This is a genomic window from Spirosoma pomorum (genome assembly GCF_054776615.1).
This window is the reverse complement of the sequence record NZ_BAAHBP010000021.1, coordinates 170725-191369: the sequence shown is the minus strand read 5'-3', so window position 1 is coordinate 191369 and position 20645 is coordinate 170725. Positions and strand designations below refer to the sequence as shown.

At 54.4% G+C, this 20645-nt stretch carries 18 protein-coding genes and 1 tRNA gene; 12 read left to right on the top strand and 7 right to left on the bottom strand.

The features are described 5' to 3' along the window. The first annotated feature begins 22 nt into the window (after positions 1–22). Complete coding sequence (locus tag ACYVAD_RS12395) at positions 23–763, top strand: EcsC family protein (protein WP_461139811.1); 741 nt, start codon at positions 23–25, stop codon at positions 761–763. Positions 764–768: 5 nt separating this feature from the next. Here the strand turns inward: ACYVAD_RS12395 and ACYVAD_RS12390 are convergent, their stop codons facing one another. Further along, positions 769–1110 (bottom strand): winged helix-turn-helix transcriptional regulator, encoded by a 342-nt coding sequence (locus ACYVAD_RS12390; RefSeq protein WP_461139810.1) that lies wholly within the window; start codon positions 1108–1110, stop codon positions 769–771. A 140-nt stretch (positions 1111–1250) separates the two neighbouring features. Between ACYVAD_RS12390 and ACYVAD_RS12385 the strand changes: the two genes are divergently transcribed. The 9 genes from ACYVAD_RS12385 to ACYVAD_RS12345 all read left to right on the top strand — a co-directional run bounded on the left by ACYVAD_RS12385 (position 1251) and on the right by ACYVAD_RS12345 (position 10379). Then, a complete protein-coding gene (locus ACYVAD_RS12385) occupies positions 1251–1634 on the top strand; it encodes a DoxX family protein (protein WP_461139809.1) in 384 nt (127 codons plus the stop codon). Positions 1635–1854: 220 nt separating this feature from the next. After that, positions 1855–2418: a hypothetical protein gene (locus ACYVAD_RS12380; RefSeq protein WP_461139808.1), complete on the top strand. Its 564-nt coding sequence runs from the start codon at positions 1855–1857 to the stop codon at positions 2416–2418. 187 nt (positions 2419–2605) lie between these two features. Next, a complete protein-coding gene (locus tag ACYVAD_RS12375; RefSeq protein WP_461139807.1) occupies positions 2606–3184 on the top strand; it encodes a carboxymuconolactone decarboxylase family protein in 579 nt (192 codons plus the stop codon). Positions 3185–3270: 86 nt separating this feature from the next. Beyond that, positions 3271–6078, top strand: a complete 2808-nt coding sequence (locus ACYVAD_RS12370) for a TonB-dependent receptor (protein ID WP_461139806.1) — start codon at positions 3271–3273, stop codon at positions 6076–6078. A 62-nt stretch (positions 6079–6140) separates the two neighbouring features. Further along, positions 6141–7376, top strand: coding sequence for an MFS transporter (locus tag ACYVAD_RS12365; protein WP_461139805.1), 1236 nt, complete (start codon positions 6141–6143; stop codon positions 7374–7376). Positions 7377–7389: 13 nt separating this feature from the next. Further along, positions 7390–7944: a carboxymuconolactone decarboxylase family protein gene (locus tag ACYVAD_RS12360; protein WP_461139804.1), complete on the top strand. Its 555-nt coding sequence runs from the start codon at positions 7390–7392 to the stop codon at positions 7942–7944. A 28-nt stretch (positions 7945–7972) separates the two neighbouring features. Further along, positions 7973–8539 (top strand): carboxymuconolactone decarboxylase family protein, encoded by a 567-nt coding sequence (locus tag ACYVAD_RS12355; protein WP_461139803.1) that lies wholly within the window; start codon positions 7973–7975, stop codon positions 8537–8539. Positions 8540–8684: 145 nt separating this feature from the next. After that, a complete protein-coding gene (locus ACYVAD_RS12350; RefSeq protein WP_461139802.1) occupies positions 8685–9575 on the top strand; it encodes an AraC family transcriptional regulator in 891 nt (296 codons plus the stop codon). A gap of 66 nt (positions 9576–9641) precedes the next feature. Then, positions 9642–10379, top strand: coding sequence for an SDR family oxidoreductase (locus tag ACYVAD_RS12345; RefSeq protein WP_461139801.1), 738 nt, complete (start codon positions 9642–9644; stop codon positions 10377–10379). Positions 10380–10477: 98 nt separating this feature from the next. Here the strand turns inward: ACYVAD_RS12345 and ACYVAD_RS12340 are convergent, their stop codons facing one another. From ACYVAD_RS12340 to ACYVAD_RS12315, 6 genes are all read right to left on the bottom strand, one after another. Beyond that, the gene (locus ACYVAD_RS12340; RefSeq protein ID WP_461139800.1) at positions 10478–13021 is read right to left on the bottom strand and encodes a TonB-dependent receptor; all 2544 of its coding nucleotides are present in this window, start codon (positions 13019–13021) and stop codon (positions 10478–10480) included. A gap of 133 nt (positions 13022–13154) precedes the next feature. Beyond that, positions 13155–13826 carry a PorT family protein gene (locus ACYVAD_RS12335; RefSeq protein WP_461139799.1) on the bottom strand — a complete coding sequence of 224 codons (672 nt, stop codon included), beginning with the start codon at positions 13824–13826 and terminating at the stop codon, positions 13155–13157. Between the two features lie 229 nt (positions 13827–14055). Then, entirely contained in the window at positions 14056–14625 is a 570-nt protein-coding gene (locus ACYVAD_RS12330; protein WP_461139798.1) for a DUF4142 domain-containing protein, read from the bottom strand. Between the two features lie 140 nt (positions 14626–14765). Further along, positions 14766–14840: transfer RNA gene (locus ACYVAD_RS12325), tRNA-Val, on the bottom strand. Between the two features lie 40 nt (positions 14841–14880). Next, entirely contained in the window at positions 14881–16194 is a 1314-nt protein-coding gene (locus ACYVAD_RS12320; RefSeq protein WP_461139797.1) for an MFS transporter, read from the bottom strand. Between the two features lie 18 nt (positions 16195–16212). Next, the gene (locus tag ACYVAD_RS12315; protein ID WP_461139796.1) at positions 16213–16662 is read right to left on the bottom strand and encodes a hypothetical protein; all 450 of its coding nucleotides are present in this window, start codon (positions 16660–16662) and stop codon (positions 16213–16215) included. A gap of 9 nt (positions 16663–16671) precedes the next feature. On the opposite strand from ACYVAD_RS12315, the gene ACYVAD_RS12310 reads away from it, so the two are divergent. Together ACYVAD_RS12310 and ACYVAD_RS12305 are read left to right on the top strand one after the other, a co-directional pair. Next, positions 16672–18465 carry a T9SS type A sorting domain-containing protein gene (locus ACYVAD_RS12310; RefSeq protein ID WP_461139795.1) on the top strand — a complete coding sequence of 598 codons (1794 nt, stop codon included), beginning with the start codon at positions 16672–16674 and terminating at the stop codon, positions 18463–18465. Positions 18466–18490: 25 nt separating this feature from the next. Next, the gene (locus tag ACYVAD_RS12305; protein ID WP_461139794.1) at positions 18491–20566 is read left to right on the top strand and encodes a thioredoxin domain-containing protein; all 2076 of its coding nucleotides are present in this window, start codon (positions 18491–18493) and stop codon (positions 20564–20566) included. Positions 20567–20645 lie beyond the last annotated feature (79 nt).

Sequence of the window (20645 nt, the reverse complement as noted above, 5' to 3'; positions counted from 1 at the left end):
ACTTTTTCGATTTATTACCACCATGACACCCTACGAAACCACCGTTCGCACGGAAATCAACCGCTGGCAACAAGCCATGCAGAAGCCTCCTTCGGCACTGGGGCGATTGTCGACGTCCGTCCAGCGACGAATCAACAAAATCATTCCCCGGCAGGTCCACGCGATCATTACGGCGACCATCAAACAGATGACCCGGGCCGTCCTGTTTGGCTCCGAGTTTCTAACCCGCCAACCCCAGTTGGGACTGAGTTTGATTGAGCGCGACGCGGCCGTGGCCCGACGTATTGACTTCTACCGGAAAGCGGGGGCGGCCGAAGGTGGGGTTACGGGCGCGGGCGGGCTGCTGATGGGCCTGGCCGATTTTCCGCTGCTGCTAAGTCTGAAAATGAAAATGCTGTTCGAAATCGGCGCCTTATACGGTTTCTCCGTCAGCGATTACCGGGAACGGGTGTTTATCCTGTACGTTTTTCAACTGGCTTTTTCGAGTCAGGAGCGTCGGCAGGTGGTGTATCAGCACCTGGTCAACTGGGCCGAGCACAGCCAGCAGTTACCCGAGGATATTCATCAGTTCGACTGGCTGACGTTCCAGCAGGAATACCGCGATTATATTGACCTGGCGAAGATGGCACAGCTTATTCCGGGCATTGGCGCGGCCGTGGGGATAGTAGCTAATTATCAGCTCATCAACCAACTAGGCCGGACGGCGATGAATGCTTATCGGATGCGGCTGTTAGCCGATGAGCAGTCAATGCTGAAAAAATAGGGCACTTACTCGTTTCTAATGATCTGTTTCCGATGGGAAAGACCCCACTGGTGAAGCTCTTCCATGACGCGCTCCAGCGACTGACCGTGCTCGGTAATGGTATACAGAACGGTAGGCGGGAATGTGTCGTATACGGTACGGCTGATCAGCTGATTAACTTCCAGCGTTTTTAATTCGTTCGACAAAACCTTGTCGGTGATACCAGCCACTTCGCCGGAAATCTGCTTGAAACGCTTAGGGCCAGAGACTAGCGCAAACAAAATCAGCAATTTCCACCGGCCTTCGATCGCTTCCATCGCATCCTTGATGGATAGGATATTTTTCGGACAGCCACCCGTTGCTATCATTATAAGAGGAGATTAAAACAGGATACAGCACGTTACTTTCCTGGCGGATAGCGCTATCCGCCAGGAAAGTGCTATTCCAAAGATAGCTAACGGCTATAGTTTTGCGGTCATCAAACGAATTTTTGAACAAAATAGACCGCATGAAAACGCTGCATATCATACTCTGGATTGCCCAGCTCCTGGTGGCGATCCTGCTTCTCTGGGCGGGCTACGTAAAGCTGATGAAGCCCATTACAGAACTAGCCGCCATGTGGCCCTGGGCGGGTGAAACTCCGGCTACGTTTGTTTGGTTGACGGGTATCGTTGACTGGCTGGGTGCCGTTGGACTAGTCGCGCCAGCAGCGTTACGTATTCGGCCAAAGCTGACTCCTCTTGCCGCCGTCGGGGTCATGTTGCTGATGCTATGTGCGATTGTTTTCCACCTGCTGCGCGGAGAAGGTACCAGTATCGGATTCAATATCGGTGTTTTTGGCATTGCCGCTTTCATCGCGTGGGGGCGATTGACGAAAGCGCCTATACAATGAATCGCTAATCGCTCAGTTGCGTTAGTTACGTTCCTCTCTGAGACTTAATTCGTTGCAGAACACTAACAGGCATACCACACATGTGATTACCGGAACACATAACACAGCCTGTTTATATGGAAAGAAATTATTGGATTAACTTGATAATTGGCCCAATCGCTGGTATACTTGCTGAATCGTTTCAAGACGACATCATGTGTCAGTCATCAAGTTAGCCAAAGTGATCCAATTCAAAACATGGGGTAGACGGTTGATCAGCTTGGGTTTGTTGACCCTGGTGCTCTACCATGTCCTTGGGATTGTCTTGGTTTCGCTGAGCGTGTGGTGGCAGGAGGAGCACGACTTAACGGAACGGCTGACAGTCTACCGGACGGTGGATAGTCTGGTTGAGTTTCAAATTGCACTGAACGACCAGGAAACGGAAGAAGGTGTGCTGAATGCGACCGAAGAAGGGTTTGCGTATAATGGGCATTACTTTGACGTAATAAGTCTGGAAGTAAAAGACAATATCCTGCACATTGCCGGGCTGGAAAATAAGCGTGCGTCGTTCTGGCAACGCGATCTGCTGGCGTTTGTGAAGGACGCCGTTCATGCCGAATCCCAGTCGGAACGTAAGGCCGGGAACTGGCTGAAACTCCTGATCAAAGAGTATTCGCCAGTGGCTAAAACCAGTTTCTTCCTGTTTCTGTCAAGATGGCGGGAAGATCTTCGTATCCCCATCGCAAGCTGCCTCTTCAGCAGCCGTTCCCTTCCCGTTTATTCGCCCCCGCCCCGGTTTGTTTAATGGCCTTTCTTGCTTTCCCGGTATTGCGCCGGGGGTTGATAGCTGCGGCCGTGCTGCCGTTGTAGCTGGCTATACGCTGTCCTGAAATTGGGACAGGAGCCAGTTGGCTTTATCTCAGGCAATCTAGTCGAGGGGCAGGTAGGCTACGTGTAGACTAGCCCCGCTCCAAACAAACCGAATTCACCTCATGCCTCATATACCCCTGCCCGAGCATCTGCCGGGCATCACCGGACTCCTGGAGTATCGGCTCGATACTGCCATACCCATTCGCGAATTGACTCAGTTACTGCTACGTGGCGAATCGACACTGACGCCGGGCGAACGCGAACTGATTGCTACGCTGGTTTCGTCGCGGAACTGTACCCGCTTCTGCACTGCGGCCCACGCGAAAGCCGCCGACCTGCTGCTGGGCGACCCGCAGATTACCCAGGCCGTCATCGCCGATCCCGAAACGGCCCCTATCAGTGAAAAAATGAAAGCGCTGCTTCAACTGGCGGCTCAGACGCAGCAATCCGGTAGCGCTGTTACGCCCGAAACCGTCGAACGAGCCCACCGGGCGGGCGCCACTGATCGCGAAATTCATGATACGGTGCTGCTGTCGGCTCTGTTCTGTCTGTACAATAAGTACGTAGATGGCATGGCCACGGTCGCGCCAGCAGATGCCGGTTTCTACGATATCCTTGGCGAACGGATCGTCAATCGGGGATACGGCCGCCCCCCGGGTGGTTACCCGGCTCCCCAACGTACCGAACCACAGGAAGGCTGATTCTGAAATAGCTGTTTTACAAAGTTTACTCGAGTCCCCGAAAGGGGGCATGGACGTGTACTGACCAAATAATCTCAAAAATCTTCATGAAATACTCTACTATTGCCGCGCGCGCTGCGTGGCTTCTGGGCCTGCTTTGTTTGCTGGCAACGGCAGCGCTGGCCCAATCCACTACTATCCGGGGGACGTTGATCGACCCCGTCAGTAAGGCTCCGCTGGTGGGAGCAACCGTTACCGTCAAAGGACAACGGACGGGCGCTGTTACCGACGCAACGGGACTGTTCACCATCGCCGTCCGCAATACTACTACGCATACGCTGGTCGTTTCGATGGTCGGGTACGACCCGCAGACGATCCAGGCCAAACCTGGCGATACGTTTCTGACCATTCCATTGAAGCAAGGCGCTACAGCGTTGGACGAAGTTGTCGTGGGAGCATCGCGGGTTGAAGAAAAGCTCGTACGGGCGCCAGTAACGATTGAAAAGATGGACGCCCGGACTATTCGGGACACGCCATCGCCAACGTTCTACGAAGGAATCAATAACCTGAAGGGCGTCGATATGGTGACGAGCGGTTTGACGTACCGGCAAATTAACACCCGCGGTTTCGCCAGCACCGGTAACAGCCGCTTTCTGCAACTGATCGATGGGGTTGATAATCAGCCGGCGGGATTCGGATTTTCCGTCGGGAATATGTTCGGACTGAGTGATCTGGACGCCGAAAGCGTCGAACTCGTGCCGGGGGCAGCTTCGGCTCTGTACGGTCCGGCGGCTTTCAACGGAGCCTTGCTGATGACGAGTAAAGATCCGTTCAAATACCAAGGACTCAGTGTGCAGGCAAAAGTAGGTGTCAATCATGTGGGCGACCCCAACCGGAACGCCGGACCGACCGGCCCTGCTTTGTACAATGACCATGCCATCCGCTATGCCAAAGCGTTTGGTAACAAGCTGGCCGTGAAGCTGAACGCGGCTTACATGCAAGGGCTGGACTGGTTCGCCACGGATTATTCTGACGTCAATCAGACTACACCCGTCGAGCAGCGTGGTGTCCGGAATCCGGCGTACAATGGCCTGAACGTCTACGGCGATGAGGTCGTCAGAACACTGACCGGGGCCGGGCAGGTGTCGCGGACGGGGTACCTGGAACGGGATCTGACGGACTATAATGTGTATAGTCTGAAGCTGAACGGTGCCCTGCATTACCGCATTACGCCGAAACTGGAGGCCATTTACGCGGCTAATTTTGCCAAAGGGACTGCGAACTACACGGGTTCCAATCGTTTCTCGGTCAATGGATTCTCGCTGATGCAGCACCGACTGGAGTTGAAAGGCGATCAGTTTTTTGTGCGCTGGTACAGCAACGCTGAAGATTCTCACGATTCGTACAATACCCGCGCGCTGGGTCAGCAAATCAACCGGACCTGGGTACGCGATCTGAACGGAAACGTAGTATCGCCCGACAAGGCCGACGATACGTGGTTTGCTCGCTATGCCGCAGCGTTTGGCGGTTCGGTGGCGTCGGTGAGCGGTAACGATCCAACTGCGGCCCGTGCATTCGCCGATCAGGGTCGGTTGTTGCCGGGAACGGCGGAGTTCGACGCGCAGAAAAAACGGTTGACTGCCACTCAGGGACTATCCGGTGCGGGCATTCTGAGCCAGACCAGCATGTGGCATGCCGACGGGCAGTACAACCTGACATCGGCATTAAACAACGTAGCGGAGGTACTGGTGGGCGGTAATTTTCGGCAGTACAGCCTGTTCACCAACGGAACCCTGTTCGATGATAAGGGCGGCCGCATCCGCTATCACGAATACGGCGCGTTTGTGCAGGTCAGTAAGACCCTGCTGGCGGAGCACCTGAAGCTGACCGTTTCGGGTCGGTACGACAAGAATCAGAACTTCGCGGGCTATTTTACGCCCCGCGCGTCGGCGGTGTACTCGGTTACGGATCGGCACCACTTCCGGGCGAGCTACCAGACGGGTTTTCGTAATCCAACCCCTTCCGACCAGTTTATCAAACTCAATGTCGGCCCGATCACTATTCTGGGCGGGGCTCCCAGCAATAGCGCGGGCATGAATGTCTACGAAAATTCGTTCACCGCAGCGAGCGTCACCCAGTTCGGCGCGGGCTTCGGCGCTGACGTGAACAAAGTGGGGCCACAGCAGGCCGTTCTGAATAACAAAGACAAGCTACAGAAGTCGAATGTAGCCTACATCGCACCCGAACGGGTTAACAGCGTCGAGGTGGGCTACCGGGGGCTGCTAACGGGTAACCTGTCGGTCGATGCAAATTGTTATTACGGTGTATACGACAATTTCATCCTGAATACGGTAGTGTTACGTCCCAACAGCGCTGTACTGGGAGCCGATGGTAAACCCAATCCCGCAGCGGCTCAGGACATCCTCAGTGGCCGGGTGCAGGCGTTCCAGCTGTACACCAACTCGCCGGACCGGGTATCGGCGCAGGGAGCCACCCTTGGCCTGACTTACCGGACGACCAGTGGCTACCAGATCGGCGCGAACGGAACCTGGTCGGCATTCAATATTCGTAATGCCGATCCCAACAACATAGCCGCCTTCAACACCCCTCGTCTGAAAAGTAACGTAACACTGGGCCACCAGAACGTCCTGCCTAACGTCGGGTTCAACGTTGCCTGGCACTGGCAGGAGAGCTTCGACTGGGTAGGCTCCTTCAACGCGCTGATTCCGGGCCGGGTTCCGGCGTATCACCTGCTCGATGCACAGGTTAGCTACCGGATGCCGGCCACAAAAACAATCCTCAAACTGGGGGCGTCGAACCTGACGAATCAGTACGTAGTCCAGTCTTACGGCTCGCCGGCCGTGGGGGGCTTGTATTACCTATCGCTGGTGTTTGATGCCGGTTTAACCCGATAAACTTCATAAACTGGGCTCCAGCGGGACTTCTTCGCCAACTGGAGCCTCCTTTCTCTTGGCCAATGGAAACAATGATGATTAAGAACGAAACCCGAGTGGCGACTAACTGGCTGGCTCTCGGGCTGTGTGCCTTGTCGTATCTGCTGGGCGGCACGGCTTCCACCCTGATGGCTACCTGTCTGCCGGTTGCGGTGCCGGAGTTACTCACCCGGAACCCGTCGTCGACCAGTGTCGACCAGGTTAGCGCGGCTATCAGTGCAGCTTTTCTGTACGGCTGGATGACAGGCGGATTACTGTTTGGTTTTGTCAGTGATCGCCTAGGTCGGGCCAGGACAATAGCGTTCGTGACGGGACTGTACGGGTTAGGGATGGTACTGACGGTTTTCGTACCCAGCTGGCCCGCGTTGCTCGGGCTTCGGTTCGTGACGGGCATAGGCGTGGGGGGCGTTCTGCTGCTGACAACGGTTTATTTGTCCGAAATCTGGCCGTCGCAACAACGGGCAGTGGTCCTGGGTATTCTGGCGGTCATGTTTCCGGTGGGTATTGTGGCGACGGGTGGTTTGAACATTGGCCAGCTTCCCTGGCGGCAGGCGTTCTGGGTGGGATTGATTCCCCTGACGGTAGCCGTAGCTATGGTGGCGGGACTCCCCGAGTCGACCAACTGGGTGCAAAGCCGGCAGACAGCCTCTCCGGATGGGGGCTGGACCCCACGCGACAAAGCAAACCTGACGACGGGCGTGCTGGTGTTCGGCGCCGTACTGATTGGCCTGTGGGGCACTTTCTCCTGGATTCCAACCTGGGTGCAGTCGTTGCTGCCCGTGGGCCAGAACGGGGGGCAGGAGCGGGGTATTACGATGATGCTACTGGGCATGGGTGGTATTCTCGGCGGGATGCTCTCCGGGATGTTGCTCAACCGACTGGGAACGCGCCGGACACTACTTCTTACGTTCGCCGGTTGCGCGGGTGGCTGCGCCCTGTTGTTTCTGACCAATCAGCAGTTTTCGCCAGTCATTTACGGAGAAACGGCCCTGCTGGCTTTGTTTTTCGGCATTAGTCAGGGGGCGCTGTCCAGCATCATTCCGGCTTTGTTTCCGGTTCGTATCCGGGCGGCTGCATCCGGCATCAGCTTTAACGTAGGGCGATTTTTTACCGCAACGGCCGTGTTTTTCGTCGGCTCACTTGTCTCGCTGCTGGGCGGTCTGAGTAATGCGCTGCTCGTCTTTTCGGTAGCCTTTGGACTGGCCTTCGGGCTGGTATTCTTACGTATCCGCAGCCGCCAACCCAACGAAAACCTTTAAAAAACAAAAGACTATGCCTCATATTCAACTTAATAACGACGCGCCAGGTATTCGGAGCCTGGTCATTTACCGTCCCGATACCGGTAAACCGCTGTACGAATTGGCACAGGCTCTGCTCCGGGCGGGTTCGCCCGATAGTACGTTGACGGATGCCGACCGCGAACTGATTGCCGCCTACGTATCCAGCCAGAATCGTACTCAGTTTTGCCGGAATAGCCACGCAGCCGCAGCCCGCTACCTCTACGGCGATGAACGCGATCGAGTGGATGACGTATTGGATGATCCAGATACGGCCGCCATTTCGGATAAGCTGAAAGCCCTGCTGGTTATTGCCCGACATGTTGCCGCCGACGCCCGAACGGTATCTGAGCCGTTGGTTGAAGTGGCCCGACTTGCAGGCGCTACCGACGGTGATATTCACGACACGGTGCTGATTGCCGCGTCGTTCTGCCTATTCAATCGGTACGTTGATGGCCTCGCTACGCTGACTCCGACGGACCCCTCCGCTTACGACGCCATGGGCGAACGAATGGGAACCTTCGGTTACGTGCTGCCCAAACCTGCTTAATTCAGTCAATCATAAACAAAACTTACCTATGCCGCATATTCCATTGCTTCCTGGCATCCCCGGTATTCGGGGGCCAATGCTGTTCAGCCCCGAAACGGCGCGCCCGATGAATGATCTGGCTAACGTATTACTACGGGCCAATGCGCACCACCCCGACTCGACGCTGACCGAAGGCGAACGAGAGCTGATTGCTACTTACGTATCGTCGCAGAATGATTGCTACTTCTGTCAGACGATTCACGGTGCCGTCGCCAGCCAATATCTGGGCGACGAAGACTGGTCGCTGGTGGCGTCGGTTAAAGGCGATTACCAGCAGGCGGCTATTTCCGACAAACTGAAAGCGCTGCTCACGATTGCCGGTAGTGTGCAGCGGGGCGGTAAGCAGGTGACAGCGGATCAGGTGGAGGCCGCCCGCGCGGAAGGCGCTACGGATCGGGATATTCACGACACCGTTCTGATTGCGGCCGCTTTCTGTATGTTCAACCGCTACGTCGACGGGCTGGCCACGACCGCCCCGGTTGACGTTCCCGATTTTTATCGACAACGGGCCGAGGGCGTCGTTGCCCGTGGGTATGCGGCCAGCGATCCGGCGTAACGTTGATCAGGCCGGCGTCCGCGAATCACCTGTTTCACGGACCCGGCCTGGTAAATAGTTTGGGTGATAGAATACCGGCTGCTGATAATCATCGCGTTAGTAGGGATTGGGTTGGTACGGTGCGAAAAACGCGTAGTTTTAAGCAATGAACGTACTTACTATCGAACAGAACTTGCCCGTATACACCTCGAACCAGGATGATTTGTACGGCAACAAACTGTTCCGCATGGCTCGGGCCGAAGGAACGATCGAATACCAGTCGGATATTCTCGTACCTCATCGGAAAGCGTACTATCTGCTAGTGTTTGTCAAACGCGGCAACAGTCGCCACTGGGTGGATATGACGCCCTACGAAATAAAGGAGAATACGGTGTACTTTACTGTGCCAAGTCAGATACAGGTGAAAGAAGAAGCGAAGCCAATGTGGGGTACCAGCCTTGCGTTTACGAGTGAGTTTCTGGCGTTACAGGAGAATACGGCATTGATCAATCTGCCGCTGATTCTAAATCCGCAAAACGGTCACGAACTACTACTAACGGAAGCGGATGTTGCCTTTGTGGAGGATATACTGGACAGACTGTACACCGAATACCGGCTCCCGGGCCAGTGGCAACAGCGGATGCTGGCAGCTTACTTGACGGTGTTGCTCACGTACCTGAGCCGGTTGTATACCGATCAATACAGGAACAACGAAGCGTCCCCCGATAAACTATTGCTGAAGAAGTACCAGGCTAAAATTGATGAATTCTTCCGCGCGCAGCACGAAGTGAGTGAGTATGCCTCCATGCTGAATATATCCGCCGGGCACTTGAGTGAAGTAGTAAAAGCTCAGAGTGGCAAACCCGCTATTGCCCACATCCATGACCGCCTGGTGCTGGAAGCTCGGCGTCTGCTGTTTCATAGCCAGGATTCGCTCAAGGAAATCGCCTTTGACCTTGGTTTTTCGGAGGCTTCGTACTTCAACCGCTTCTTTAAGCGCGAAACCGGGCTTACTCCGGCCGAGTACCGACTTAGTATCCGCGAAATGTACCAGTAATACCGAAGAATATGTTCCTGCCGGGCGCAGGGAGCGCGGTAGCTTTGTCCTGTTAACAATTCGATTATGAAAACAGCACTGATAACAGGAGCAAACAAAAGCATTGGCTTCGAAGCCGCCCGGCAATTATTGCAAAAAGGGTATTACGTGTATCTGGGTAGCCGCGACGAGTATAAAGGCCAGCAAGCCGTTGATCAACTAAAGGCCGAAGGGCTAACCAACGTCGAACCGATCGTGATTGATGTCGATACCACCGATTCCATTAAAGCCGCCCGCGAAACGCTCGGTCAGAAAACCCCCGCACTTGACGTCCTCATCAACAATGCCGGGATTAGTGGCGGTATGTCGCAACCAGCGCTCAGTACGGACATCGGTACGATCAAGCAGGTGTTCGAAACGAACGTTTTCGGTGTGATTGAAACAACGCAGGCGTTCATCGATCTACTGCGGCAATCGCCTGAACCGAGGATCGTTAACGTAACGTCGGGGTTAGGATCACTGACGCTGCATACCGATCCGACCTGGAAATATTACCACGTTAAAGGAGCGGCTTACGGCCCTTCCAAGGCTGCCCTTAACGCCTACACCATCATGCTGGCGTACGAACTGCGTGATACCCCTTTTAAGGTAAACGCCGTCGACCCCGGCTACACGGCCACCGATTTCAACCACCATTCTGGTCCCGGAACCGTCGAAGATGCCGCTGCCCGTGTGGTCAAAGCCGCTACGCTCGGGGCAGATGGGCCAACCAGCCAATTCTTCAGCGACGACAACGCCCCAGCTACAGGAATTAGTCCCTGGTAAGAATTAATAACTCTTATCTCCCCACTGACAGGAGGAATCTTAAACCTGACGAACATAAAGCACTAAGATTTCTCTTGTCAGTGGGGGGATAAAGAATATCACTTGGCCAGCTCCCAAACCAGATTAGTGTAATAGAAACCGCCCACGGCTGGTCCGCCGATGAATGTGTAGTACGAATGATTCAGCAGGTTCGTGCCGCCTATTTTAACTAGTACGCCCGCTTTTCGGAGCTGATAGCTCAGTTGAGCATCGACGGTATTGATGGCGGGTACCATGCCCGTTGCCAGTTCCGACTGCCACAGAAAGGCACTCTGGTATTTGTAGTTGATCGAAAAGCCAATACCGCTCCAGATGTTGCCGTTCGTGAGCGTCAGGTTGGTAATCCACTTGGGCGTGTTGAAGGCGCTCTCTAGTTCATCACCGTTTTCAGCGCGGTCAAGCCGGGCAAACGAAGCATTGCCACCCAAGGACCAGTTGGTTGTCAGGCTATAGCGTAGCGCGGCACTGGCCCCGTAGTTGTACACCCGCGTTTGCGAGTTAGTCCAGAGCCGGTAGCGATCCTGTGTCGTCGAGCTGGCAAAGTAATACGCCAGTGAGTCGGGATTGCTGCCCCGTGGTACATTGGCGTTGACCTGCGCCATAAAATTCCGGTATGTCGAATAGTAGGCATCAACGTCGACATACAGTCGCTGCCGAAACCAAAGTCCCTTGTAGCCAATCTCGACGCTGTTTACCTGCTCGGGCTTGATATAGGTATACGGACTAGCTTTCAGTAGCCCCTTGTTTTTCTGAATGGCCTGATTTGTCGTCAGGCCATTGGTGTTTACGTCGGTATTGATGGCTGCCTGAAACGCATCGATGGACGTGCGCAGATACGCCCGTTCAAAAATGCCCTGCGACATAATGGGTAGACCACCCACTCGTTTCACCCCGCCGGAGTTTACGTTGGAAAAGGCTTCGAACAGAGACGGGAAGCGGTAGCCATTCTGGTACGACAGCCGGACGTTATGAAGTTGAGTCGGCGAGTAGACCAACGCCAGGCGAGGATTCAACCGGGGATCAAAATACGTGTTCTTGTCGAGCCGGAGCGACCCCGTTAGCTTTAACCGGTCCGCCAGAAAATTCCGGCTGGCCTGTATAAAGCCGCCCTCCTTCCCGTAGACCAGATTCCGCCCCGGCTCAGTAGGATTGATGAAATAGTTGCCATCGGGAAAGACTACGTACCGCCGGAAGTCGAAACCTGCGAGTAAATCGATGCCCGTCTGTTGCCGGAAATTCTTCAGCAGCCCCTTAGTAGGTTCCCACTGGCCTTCGGCGTGATACAACCAGGACTTTACCTGCAACGCGGCCCCAATGTCCCAGTTATTCACCGAACGCAAGTTATTCACCAACGTATTGAATGACTCACTGCCGGGAACGGGCCTGCCCCGGTCGGCAAAGGACCGCGCATCCCGTAGCGCCGTTGTAACTGGTACATCAGCCCTTGTGCTGGTATTGAATTGGCTGGTGAAGTCCGCAAACCACTGATTATCCGACTTGAACGATTTGTCGATGTTCTCGGCCATTGACCGGATATTGTAGGAGTTGCCCGTGTTCTCCCGCGAACGATACGCCCGAATCTGCACCGAAGGGGAGGTGAAGGTCAGGCTGTGCTGCTCCAGGACGTAATTTTGAAGCCGGAATCGGTTGGTACGTTGGTAAACATTGTTCAGAGTAGCCCCATGATACGTATAGATTAATTCGGTCGTGGGCGTAAAGCGGTAATGCAGCGACAGATCGCCTCGCAGGTTAAGCAGCCGGTAGTCAGTAGCCTCGGCTTCGTAGTAACCGGTGCGGGCGATGCTGTACCGCCGACCGCCTAGAGTCAGGGTGCGTCGGTTAGCGGCTTCGTTCCCGTAACTGTTGACGGGGTCCTGGGCCGGATTATCAGCGCCGAACAAACGCAGCGACGCATTTCCGTTCGGGTTGAGGTCTGTTGAATTGGCCGCCACCCAGTCGTACCCGCGCTGGTAAACCAGGTTGGCCTTGAACGCAAAGCGCTGGCCGAGCCGCTGGGCATACCGCAGACTCGTTTCCGAGTAAAGCTGCGCCGAAACCGCCGGATTATTAACGTGGTTCACGCCCGTCTTTTGGCCAATGCTCAGACCCGGTGAATCAAAGGGATTGCGGGTGATAATATTAACGAGACCGTTCAACGCGTTCATGCCGTACAGCGCTGAAGCCACCCCAGGTACGACTTCGACGCGCTGAATATCCAGGTCGGACGGAGCCAGTGCACTGGCAATGGGAGCCCCGATGTGGGGTGCCTGGTTATCCCGACCATCGACCAATTGCACAAACCGTACGTTAGTGGTATTGGCAAAGCCACGGGTGTTGTAAACTTTGAAGCCGAGGCTGGACGTGAGCACCTGGATGCCTTTCAGATTCTCAATGGCATCGAAATACGAGGGTTGAGCGGACAACCGGATGCGCCGGGCGTCCAGCACTTCGATACTAACCGGGGAACGTAAAATGGATTCGGGTACCCGTGACGCCGACACAACGACTTCGGCCAGCTCCCGGGAACGGACCGTGTCCTGTTTAGGAATTGTATCGGCAGAAGTGGCAGCTAAACTTAAGAAAAGAAGGGTAGAATTGAGCATAAAGACCTGAAAACTACTGAGCAGGAATGGTTCGTTATATTTTGCCGAATATAACGTATGGCGCCATGAATTGGTGAGACCAGAATACGTTAACTTATTTACAGGGTCGTGTCAGGATACTCCTGATTGGGCATTAGAAGGAATAAACAAGCTGCGTTTGCAGACCGAGCGCGTAGGAATCATTGTGGGATGCATATCCCCCAAAGCTACCCAGATTATAGCTGGCCGTTGGCTGGACGATGAGGCCGTACCGGGGCGTCAGTTTGTAGTGAACGCCAGCGCCTGCCACTACGTGAAACACCGGTCCCTTGTCGGTCAAGAGCCGCAGTCGCTGGGTACCTTGATCGGGCCGATCGACCAGCACGCGGGCCGTGAGCGGTAAATCGACCAACCAGCCAAACGAGAAATAGGGGGACAACCGCTTATCTGACGATCGGAAATTGAGCAACAGCGGAATTCGGATGGCACGTTGTCGCATATTGTTCATCCCCTCGCCAGCCATGGGTATGCGTTGCTGGCGAGGGGTGTGCTGATCGTACCAGATCCCGCTACTGACCGACCAGGCGGGCACCCAATTGTAATGAACCGTAACGCCCGCCAAAAAACCCGCCGTTCCCCGAACACCATTGATCTGAATAGGCTCAACTAACTGGCCGTCACTTTCCGGATAAAAAGAGCGGTTAAAATAAGTAGTGTTTGTGTAGGTTGGCGCAGCCGTAATAGCCACTGACAATTTACCCTGCCCGTAACTGACCAGACGTGTCGAAAAAAGCAAAACGGTGAGCAAGTAGGCGAACTGACGCATGGGCAACGAGTAATTTGGCAGGGTAAGTAAAGAAAAAAGGCCGTCAGTGATAGTACCAGTGCCATTTTTTATACCGTATGGCCTAGTGAACAGTCTGGCGAAAGAAGCCATTTTTACTGTCAAGGCCTGATTGGTAAATGATCATCAACGAGAACAGCGCACAGGCGGATAACAAAAAGGACATCGACGAATGCCGATGCCCTTTTTGTTACCCACAAAGGCTAAGTGCCTATTTCATGTTTTTCTGAATGGTCGTAATTTTTTCAAGGTGACCTTTTACGACGGTGGCTGTTTTGGCCGCGAAAGCTTTCAGCTCGGCGTCTTTGCCTTCCTCCGACTCCTTCGTAAATGCTTTTACGTCGTCCTCGTGGTCGTTCACCATCATGTCAACGTACTTCTTATCGAATTCTGGACCCGACACCTTCGACAGTTCGTCCAGGTGTTTTTGCATGTCTTCACCAACCGAACTTGGGATGGCGATGTTTTTCAGCTCGGCGATTGATTTCAACTCTTCATTTGCCTTTGAGTGGTCTTTCTCCATCATCGCGCCAAAGTCCTTGACGGCCTGACTCGCGCCTTTTTCCTGCGCCAGTTTACCGGCTTGTACCTCAAACAGACCACCGCTGGCGGCTTTCACGGCAAATTCGGAATCATCGTCATCCACCATGGCGGTGTTGGCGTCTTCTTTCTTCTCATTCAGCTCTTCAGCTTTCTCGGTGCTGTCTTTCTTCTCACTACCGCACGATTGCAGGCTTAAGCCACCGGCTACTAACATGGCTAGGAAAACGATCTTTTTCATTGGAGTTGTGTCGTTATAACGTTGATAAGTAAATGTCTACCAGATAACTCAAACCAATTGGTATTGTTTAGGGGGATGGTATAGGAGGGGGCAGACAAAAAGAAAGGCCGGCTACGTTTGTAGCCAGCCTATAAACTGAGTAGGACGTAGCGGGCTCGAACCGCTGACCTCTGCCCTGTCAAGGCAGCGCTCTGAACCAACTGAGCTAACATCCTGTGACAACCGACGACCTTTGTGCCGTTCGGGGTTGCAAACTTACAAAACTTCGTCGGTTTCCAAACGAGTGTGATAAATTTTTTGCGAGGGGATGCGCCAAAGCAGCAGAAAACCGACAACGAACAGACCCAACAAGACCAGTATGCTGTTTCGCATGCTGCCGGTTAGCTGTTCGATTAGACCGTATAGCAACGTGCCCAGGACGATGGATAACTTTTCGGTTACGTCGTAGAAACTGAAATACGAAGCTGTTTCGGTCGTGGCTGGAACCAGCTTAGCGTAGGTTGAGCGCGATAGCGACTGCACTCCGCCCATCACTAGTCCCACAACGGCTGCCAACCCAAAAAACTGCCCCTGGGTCTGCACCCCATAAGCTCCCGCGCAGACACCCACCCAGATGAAAATGATCACCATGAGCGTATATGTATTTCCAATCCGGTCTGACAGTCGGGCAAAGCCGTAGGCCCCCGGGATAGCAACAAGTTGCAGCAGAAGAATGAGAATGATGAGATTTTGCCCGTTCATCTTTAGCTCATCGCTACCAAAGAGCGTTGCGACGTACAGGACTGTCTGGACCCCCATGTTGTACACAAAAAAAGCCAGCAAGAAGCGCCCTGTCAGGGCCTGTTGCCGCACCCGGCCGAAGACGGAACGTAATTCCCGAAAGCCGTTGAGCAGGTAATTGCCGGCTTTAAGGGGTTTGGGCGTCCCGTCGGGAAGGCGGTTGAAGGGAATTTGCGCGAAGCCGATCCACCATAGGCCCACCGTTAGAAACGCCAGCCGGGACGCCAGCCCTTCGGAGATATTGCCGAACCAGTCGCGTTTCAGGATGACCAGCAGGTTAAGAATCATCAGCAGTACGCTCCCGACATAACCCATCGAAAAGCCCCGCGCACTCACCCGGTCAAACTGATCTTCGGTCGCAATATCGGGTAGGTAGGAGTTGTAAAAGACGATGCTGCCTCCCCAGCCAACCAGACTCAAGCCGAAGCAAATTACGGCGAACGTGGTTGTTTCCCGGGTAAAGAAGAAGAGCAGGCTACAGCTGATGGCACCCGTGTAGCAGAACAGCTTCATGAACGCTTTCTTGCGGCCACTGTAGTCGGCCAGGGCCGTACAGATCGGCGAGAGCAGCGCAGTCAGCAGGAAAGCCGCCGAAATCGTATACGAAAACAGCACGGAATTCTTGATCGACAGACCCAGAAAATTGATCATCGGACCGCCCGTTTCGTTCAGAGCCGTTGCCGAAAAATAAACGGGAAAAATACTGGATACAATCACCAGGGAGTGAACCGAGTTCGCCCAGTCGTAATACGTCCAGGCGCGGAGGGTTCGGGGATCATTCAGAGCCATAGGGGCGGAGCCTCCACGTTAAAGCGAAGGCACGAAAACAAGATTGATGTCCGTTTTTGTCCCATCAACGGGAGCCTGTTGCCGCAAAATCAGCGATGACCGGTTCAGTTCGATAAGCGGAAAATTACCTTTGAAGCCCGACACGTCTACGTCCACGGATTTGTTATCAGAGGCTAATGACCAGGTTCCCTGATTAACAACCGCATTGGAATTGTTGGGGTCGTAGGCCCGGACCGTATTGTTGTTCCGGAACTCAAATTTAAGCCCAAAAAGGACCTGGCTGGTGCTACTGAGCCGGTTTGTGCTGATGCTCTGGCCATTTGCGTCAGTAATGTTCGTGACCCGCCAATTGTTACCCACCAGCAACTCAGTCTGGGAACTGGCGGTAGGGGTATTGTTGTCGTCTTTGCAGCTCATAAGTGAGCCGAGCATCAGAAAAGAAAAGACCAGAAAGCGAAGCTGATTCATAATAGCGCTGTGATTTTAGTGCGTTCACTACGTAACGGATACGTAGCGGAATGTGGTATTACGTTCCTGTCGGGGCGGGGGCCTTTCGAGGGAGTGGACCGAGTTCGATCGGCCCAGACGCCCAAAAATCTGTATTTTTGGCGAAATTACAAGTTTATGCACGTTCGACTCAACGTTTTCCTGCTATGTCTGCTAAGTATTGCGTTGGGCCTGACACCGGAGGGTAGGGCGCAGGTGCAGTGTGCTGAGCGACTCAACTTTACGCCCGTTACGCAGGTCAACCAAATCGGCTGGGACAAGTTTCCGACTTTTAGTTTGCCTTTCCCGGTTGTGTACGGAGGCCCACGCTTTACCGATACGCAGGCTAGTCCGCTCAAACATGGTTTTAGTCATCTGGTCAACGTCAAAAATAATGAGTACGGCTCATTGGTGCAGAAAGGGCAGTGGGGCGTTATTTACTACGGATTTGCAACGGGACTGAACCAACCCTGGGAAACGCTGGAAAGTCCCTGGGGAAACAACCTGACGGCCTACCGGGCCAAGTGGGAACAGTGGCTGCTGGAAATCTCGGGCGGCCAGAAGAACGCGGACGGACAATATATCTTTCCGGCCAGTCGGCTAACGCTGGATCTGGAGCGGATTCGCGAAACCGACTCGCGAATTCTGCAACTCAAGCAGGTAAGCAGCGTACCGGCGCAGTACCGCCAGCTGAGCGATGCCGATTTTATCGTCGCCTACAAAAACGCCATCCGGAATCTCTACGCCGAAGGCATGCGTTATATCCGGCAACGCGCCGACCTGACCGGCGTGACCGTGAGTAGCTACGCCGATACGCCCATCCTGAATACATATATTAACGTAACGGGTTTTTCCTGGACCGACTGGTCAACGAACCTAAACCGGGTCAATTACCTGGTAAAAGATTCGACCGGGCAGGCTGTCGGCGGACCGTATTACACGCAACTGGATATCTTGTCGCCCTCAGCGTATTATTTCTACGATTACCCCAATCCCTTCGCGTCCGATTATTTACCCTATCTGCTGTTTCAGGTGGAAGTGAACCGGGCGTGGAGTAACAAACCCATTGTGCCGCTCGTCTGGCTCCGGTACCACAACACCAGTAATTTCTACCCAAATTTTGTCCAGCCATTCATGGCAGAAGCTACCGCTATCTTTCCCGTTTTCTCGGGAGCTGCGGGTCTGTGGCTGTGGGAAGAGCCTAATCTGGAAAACACGCGGTCTGACGTGTACGCGGCCTACGAGCATTTTACCCACGGGCTTTACCGACTATCGCAGTTCGCCGATATGTTTCAGGGCAGCTATGAACGGGTAATCGAAACCACCGCTCGTGACCTGATGGATAAGCAATTGCCCGTTTGGCGGGGTATTGTGAAGGGAAACCAGATACTGATCGCGGCTCAAAACTCCTACGCGGCCGAGGGGCAGGCGACTACGCTGACTGTTCGTTATAAAAACTGGTCTCGCAATATCGAACTGACGGGCCGGGAGGTGTACCTGTGCAAGTTTGACATGAGTGCCATTACCGCGAATGAACCCGTAGCTCCCGTCGTGCAGATTTTTCCGAATCCTGCCAGTACGGTGCTGACCATAACCCTGAGCCAGCCGCCTACCGAACCCGCCGAGCTGAACCTGCTGAACATAAGTGGTCAGGTCGTCGTTAAAAAATTAACCAGCAGCAACCGCGAAGACCTGTCAATTGCGCATTTGCCCGCTGGAACGTACTTCCTGCGCATGCGGCACAAAACCGGTGTTCACACCCAGCAAGTGATCATCACCCGGTAAAACACCGCCCGAATTCCTGTCAATCATGCCGAATCAACTCAGCTACGAAACCAGCCCATACCTGCTCCAACACGCCAACAATCCCGTCGATTGGTACCCATGGGGCGAAGAAGCGCTTAACCGAGCCATCGACGAAGACAAGCCTATTCTGGTCAGTATTGGCTATTCAGCCTGCCACTGGTGCCACGTAATGGAGCGGGAATCGTTCGAAAAGGAGCGTGTGGCGCGGCTGATGAACGAGAATTTTATCTGCATCAAAGTAGACCGCGAGGAACGCCCCGACGTGGATGCAATTTATATGGACTCCGTGCAGGCGATGGGCGTGCAGGGGGGCTGGCCGCTCAACGTCTTTCTGATGCCGGACGCCAAGCCGTTCTACGGCGTTACGTACCTGCCACCGCAGAACTGGATGAACCTGCTCGCCAGCATCCGGTCGGCCTTCGACGAGCACCGGACCGATCTGGCCCAGTCGGCCGACGGATTTGCCCGTGAGCTGAACCTCAGCGACGCCGAGCGCTACGGCCTGACGCAGCAGGACCACTTGGTCGACGCCAATACGCTTGACGCCATGTACCGGAAAATAGCGGTCAAGGCCGACGACGAGAAAGGAGGCATGCGCCGGGCTCCCAAGTTTCCGATGCCCAGCGTCTGGCGGTTTCTGCTCCGGTACTACGACGTAATCCGTCCGTCCGGGGCGACGGAAGAAGCCGAGACGCCCGACCGCATTACGTCAGACCAGGTGTTACATCAGGTAAAACTGACGCTGGACCGGATGGCATTGGGTGGGATTTATGACCAGCTTGGTGGCGGATTTGCGCGCTATTCGACTGATGCTGACTGGCTGGCTCCGCACTTTGAAAAAATGCTGTACGACAATGGGCAGTTGTTGACTCTCTACGCCGAAGCGTATAGCCTGACGAAGAGTCCACTGTATAAGCACGTCGTCTATCAGACCATTCATTTCGCCCAGCGTGAGTTGCTAAGCCCCGAAGGCGGCTTTTATTCGGCGCTCGATGCCGACAGTGAAGGGGTAGAGGGGAAGTTTTATACATTCGAAACGGCAGAGTTGCGGGACATTCTGGGTGACGATTTCGATTGGTTCGCGCAACTGTATTCGATTACCGAAGCTGGAAACTGGGAACACCGAAATATTTTACACCGCACCGAAAGCGACGACGCCTTTGCCGACCGAATGGGGTGGACGCTGGAGGAGTTGAACCTGCGGCTTGACGCTACGCATGCCCGCTTGCTGCGCGTACGGAACGAACGGATCCGACCGGGACTGGATGACAAGATCCTGTGTTCCTGGAACGGGCTGATGTTAAAAGGACTGGCGACGGCCTACCGGGTCTTCAACGAGCCTGAGTTTCTGACGCTGGCGTTACGTCAGGCGTTTTTCCTGCTCAAAAAGATGCGCGATAGTCGTAACGGACGGCTGTGGCATACGTATAAAAATGGTCGAGCCCGGCAGGCGGGGTTTCTTGATGACTATGCCGCTGTAATCGATGGATTGCTGGCGCTGTACCAGGCTACCTTCACCGAGAGCTGGCTGACCGAAGCGGATCAGTTGATGCAGTACGTACTGACCAACTTCAGTGATGAACGGACCGACGGATCGGCCGATGCCCTGTTTTTCTTTACGGATAAAAATGGCGAGGAACTGATTGCCCGGCGGAAGGAACTGTTCGACAATGTCATCCCAGCCTCCAACTCGATGATGGCCGAAAACCTTTACGTCCTGAGCCTGCTACTCGAACGGCCGGACTACGCCGAACGTGCAGACAAGATGCTGGGACAGATGCAGCCGCTGGTGCAACAGAACGCAGACTATCTCACCAACTGGGCCTCACAATACGCGCTACGCGTTCGGCTAACGGTCGAAATCGCCATTGCTGGCCCTGAAGCCGATACGTACCGCGCTCAACTGGACGCTGAGTTTTACCTCAACAAAGTGCTGTGCGGCTCCACCGGGCGCAGCGATCTCCCCCTGTTACAGCAACGCGGCCCCATCAATGGACAGACCGCTATCTATGTCTGCTACAATCGCGCCTGTCAACTCCCGGTAACGAGCGTGGAAGAAGCCTGGAAGGGGATAAGATAAAAGGAGGAAGGGGAAGAGGGGAGGATGGAGGAAAGGAATAAGAAAGCATTCTCAATTTCCTTTGCTCCGTCCTCCCCCT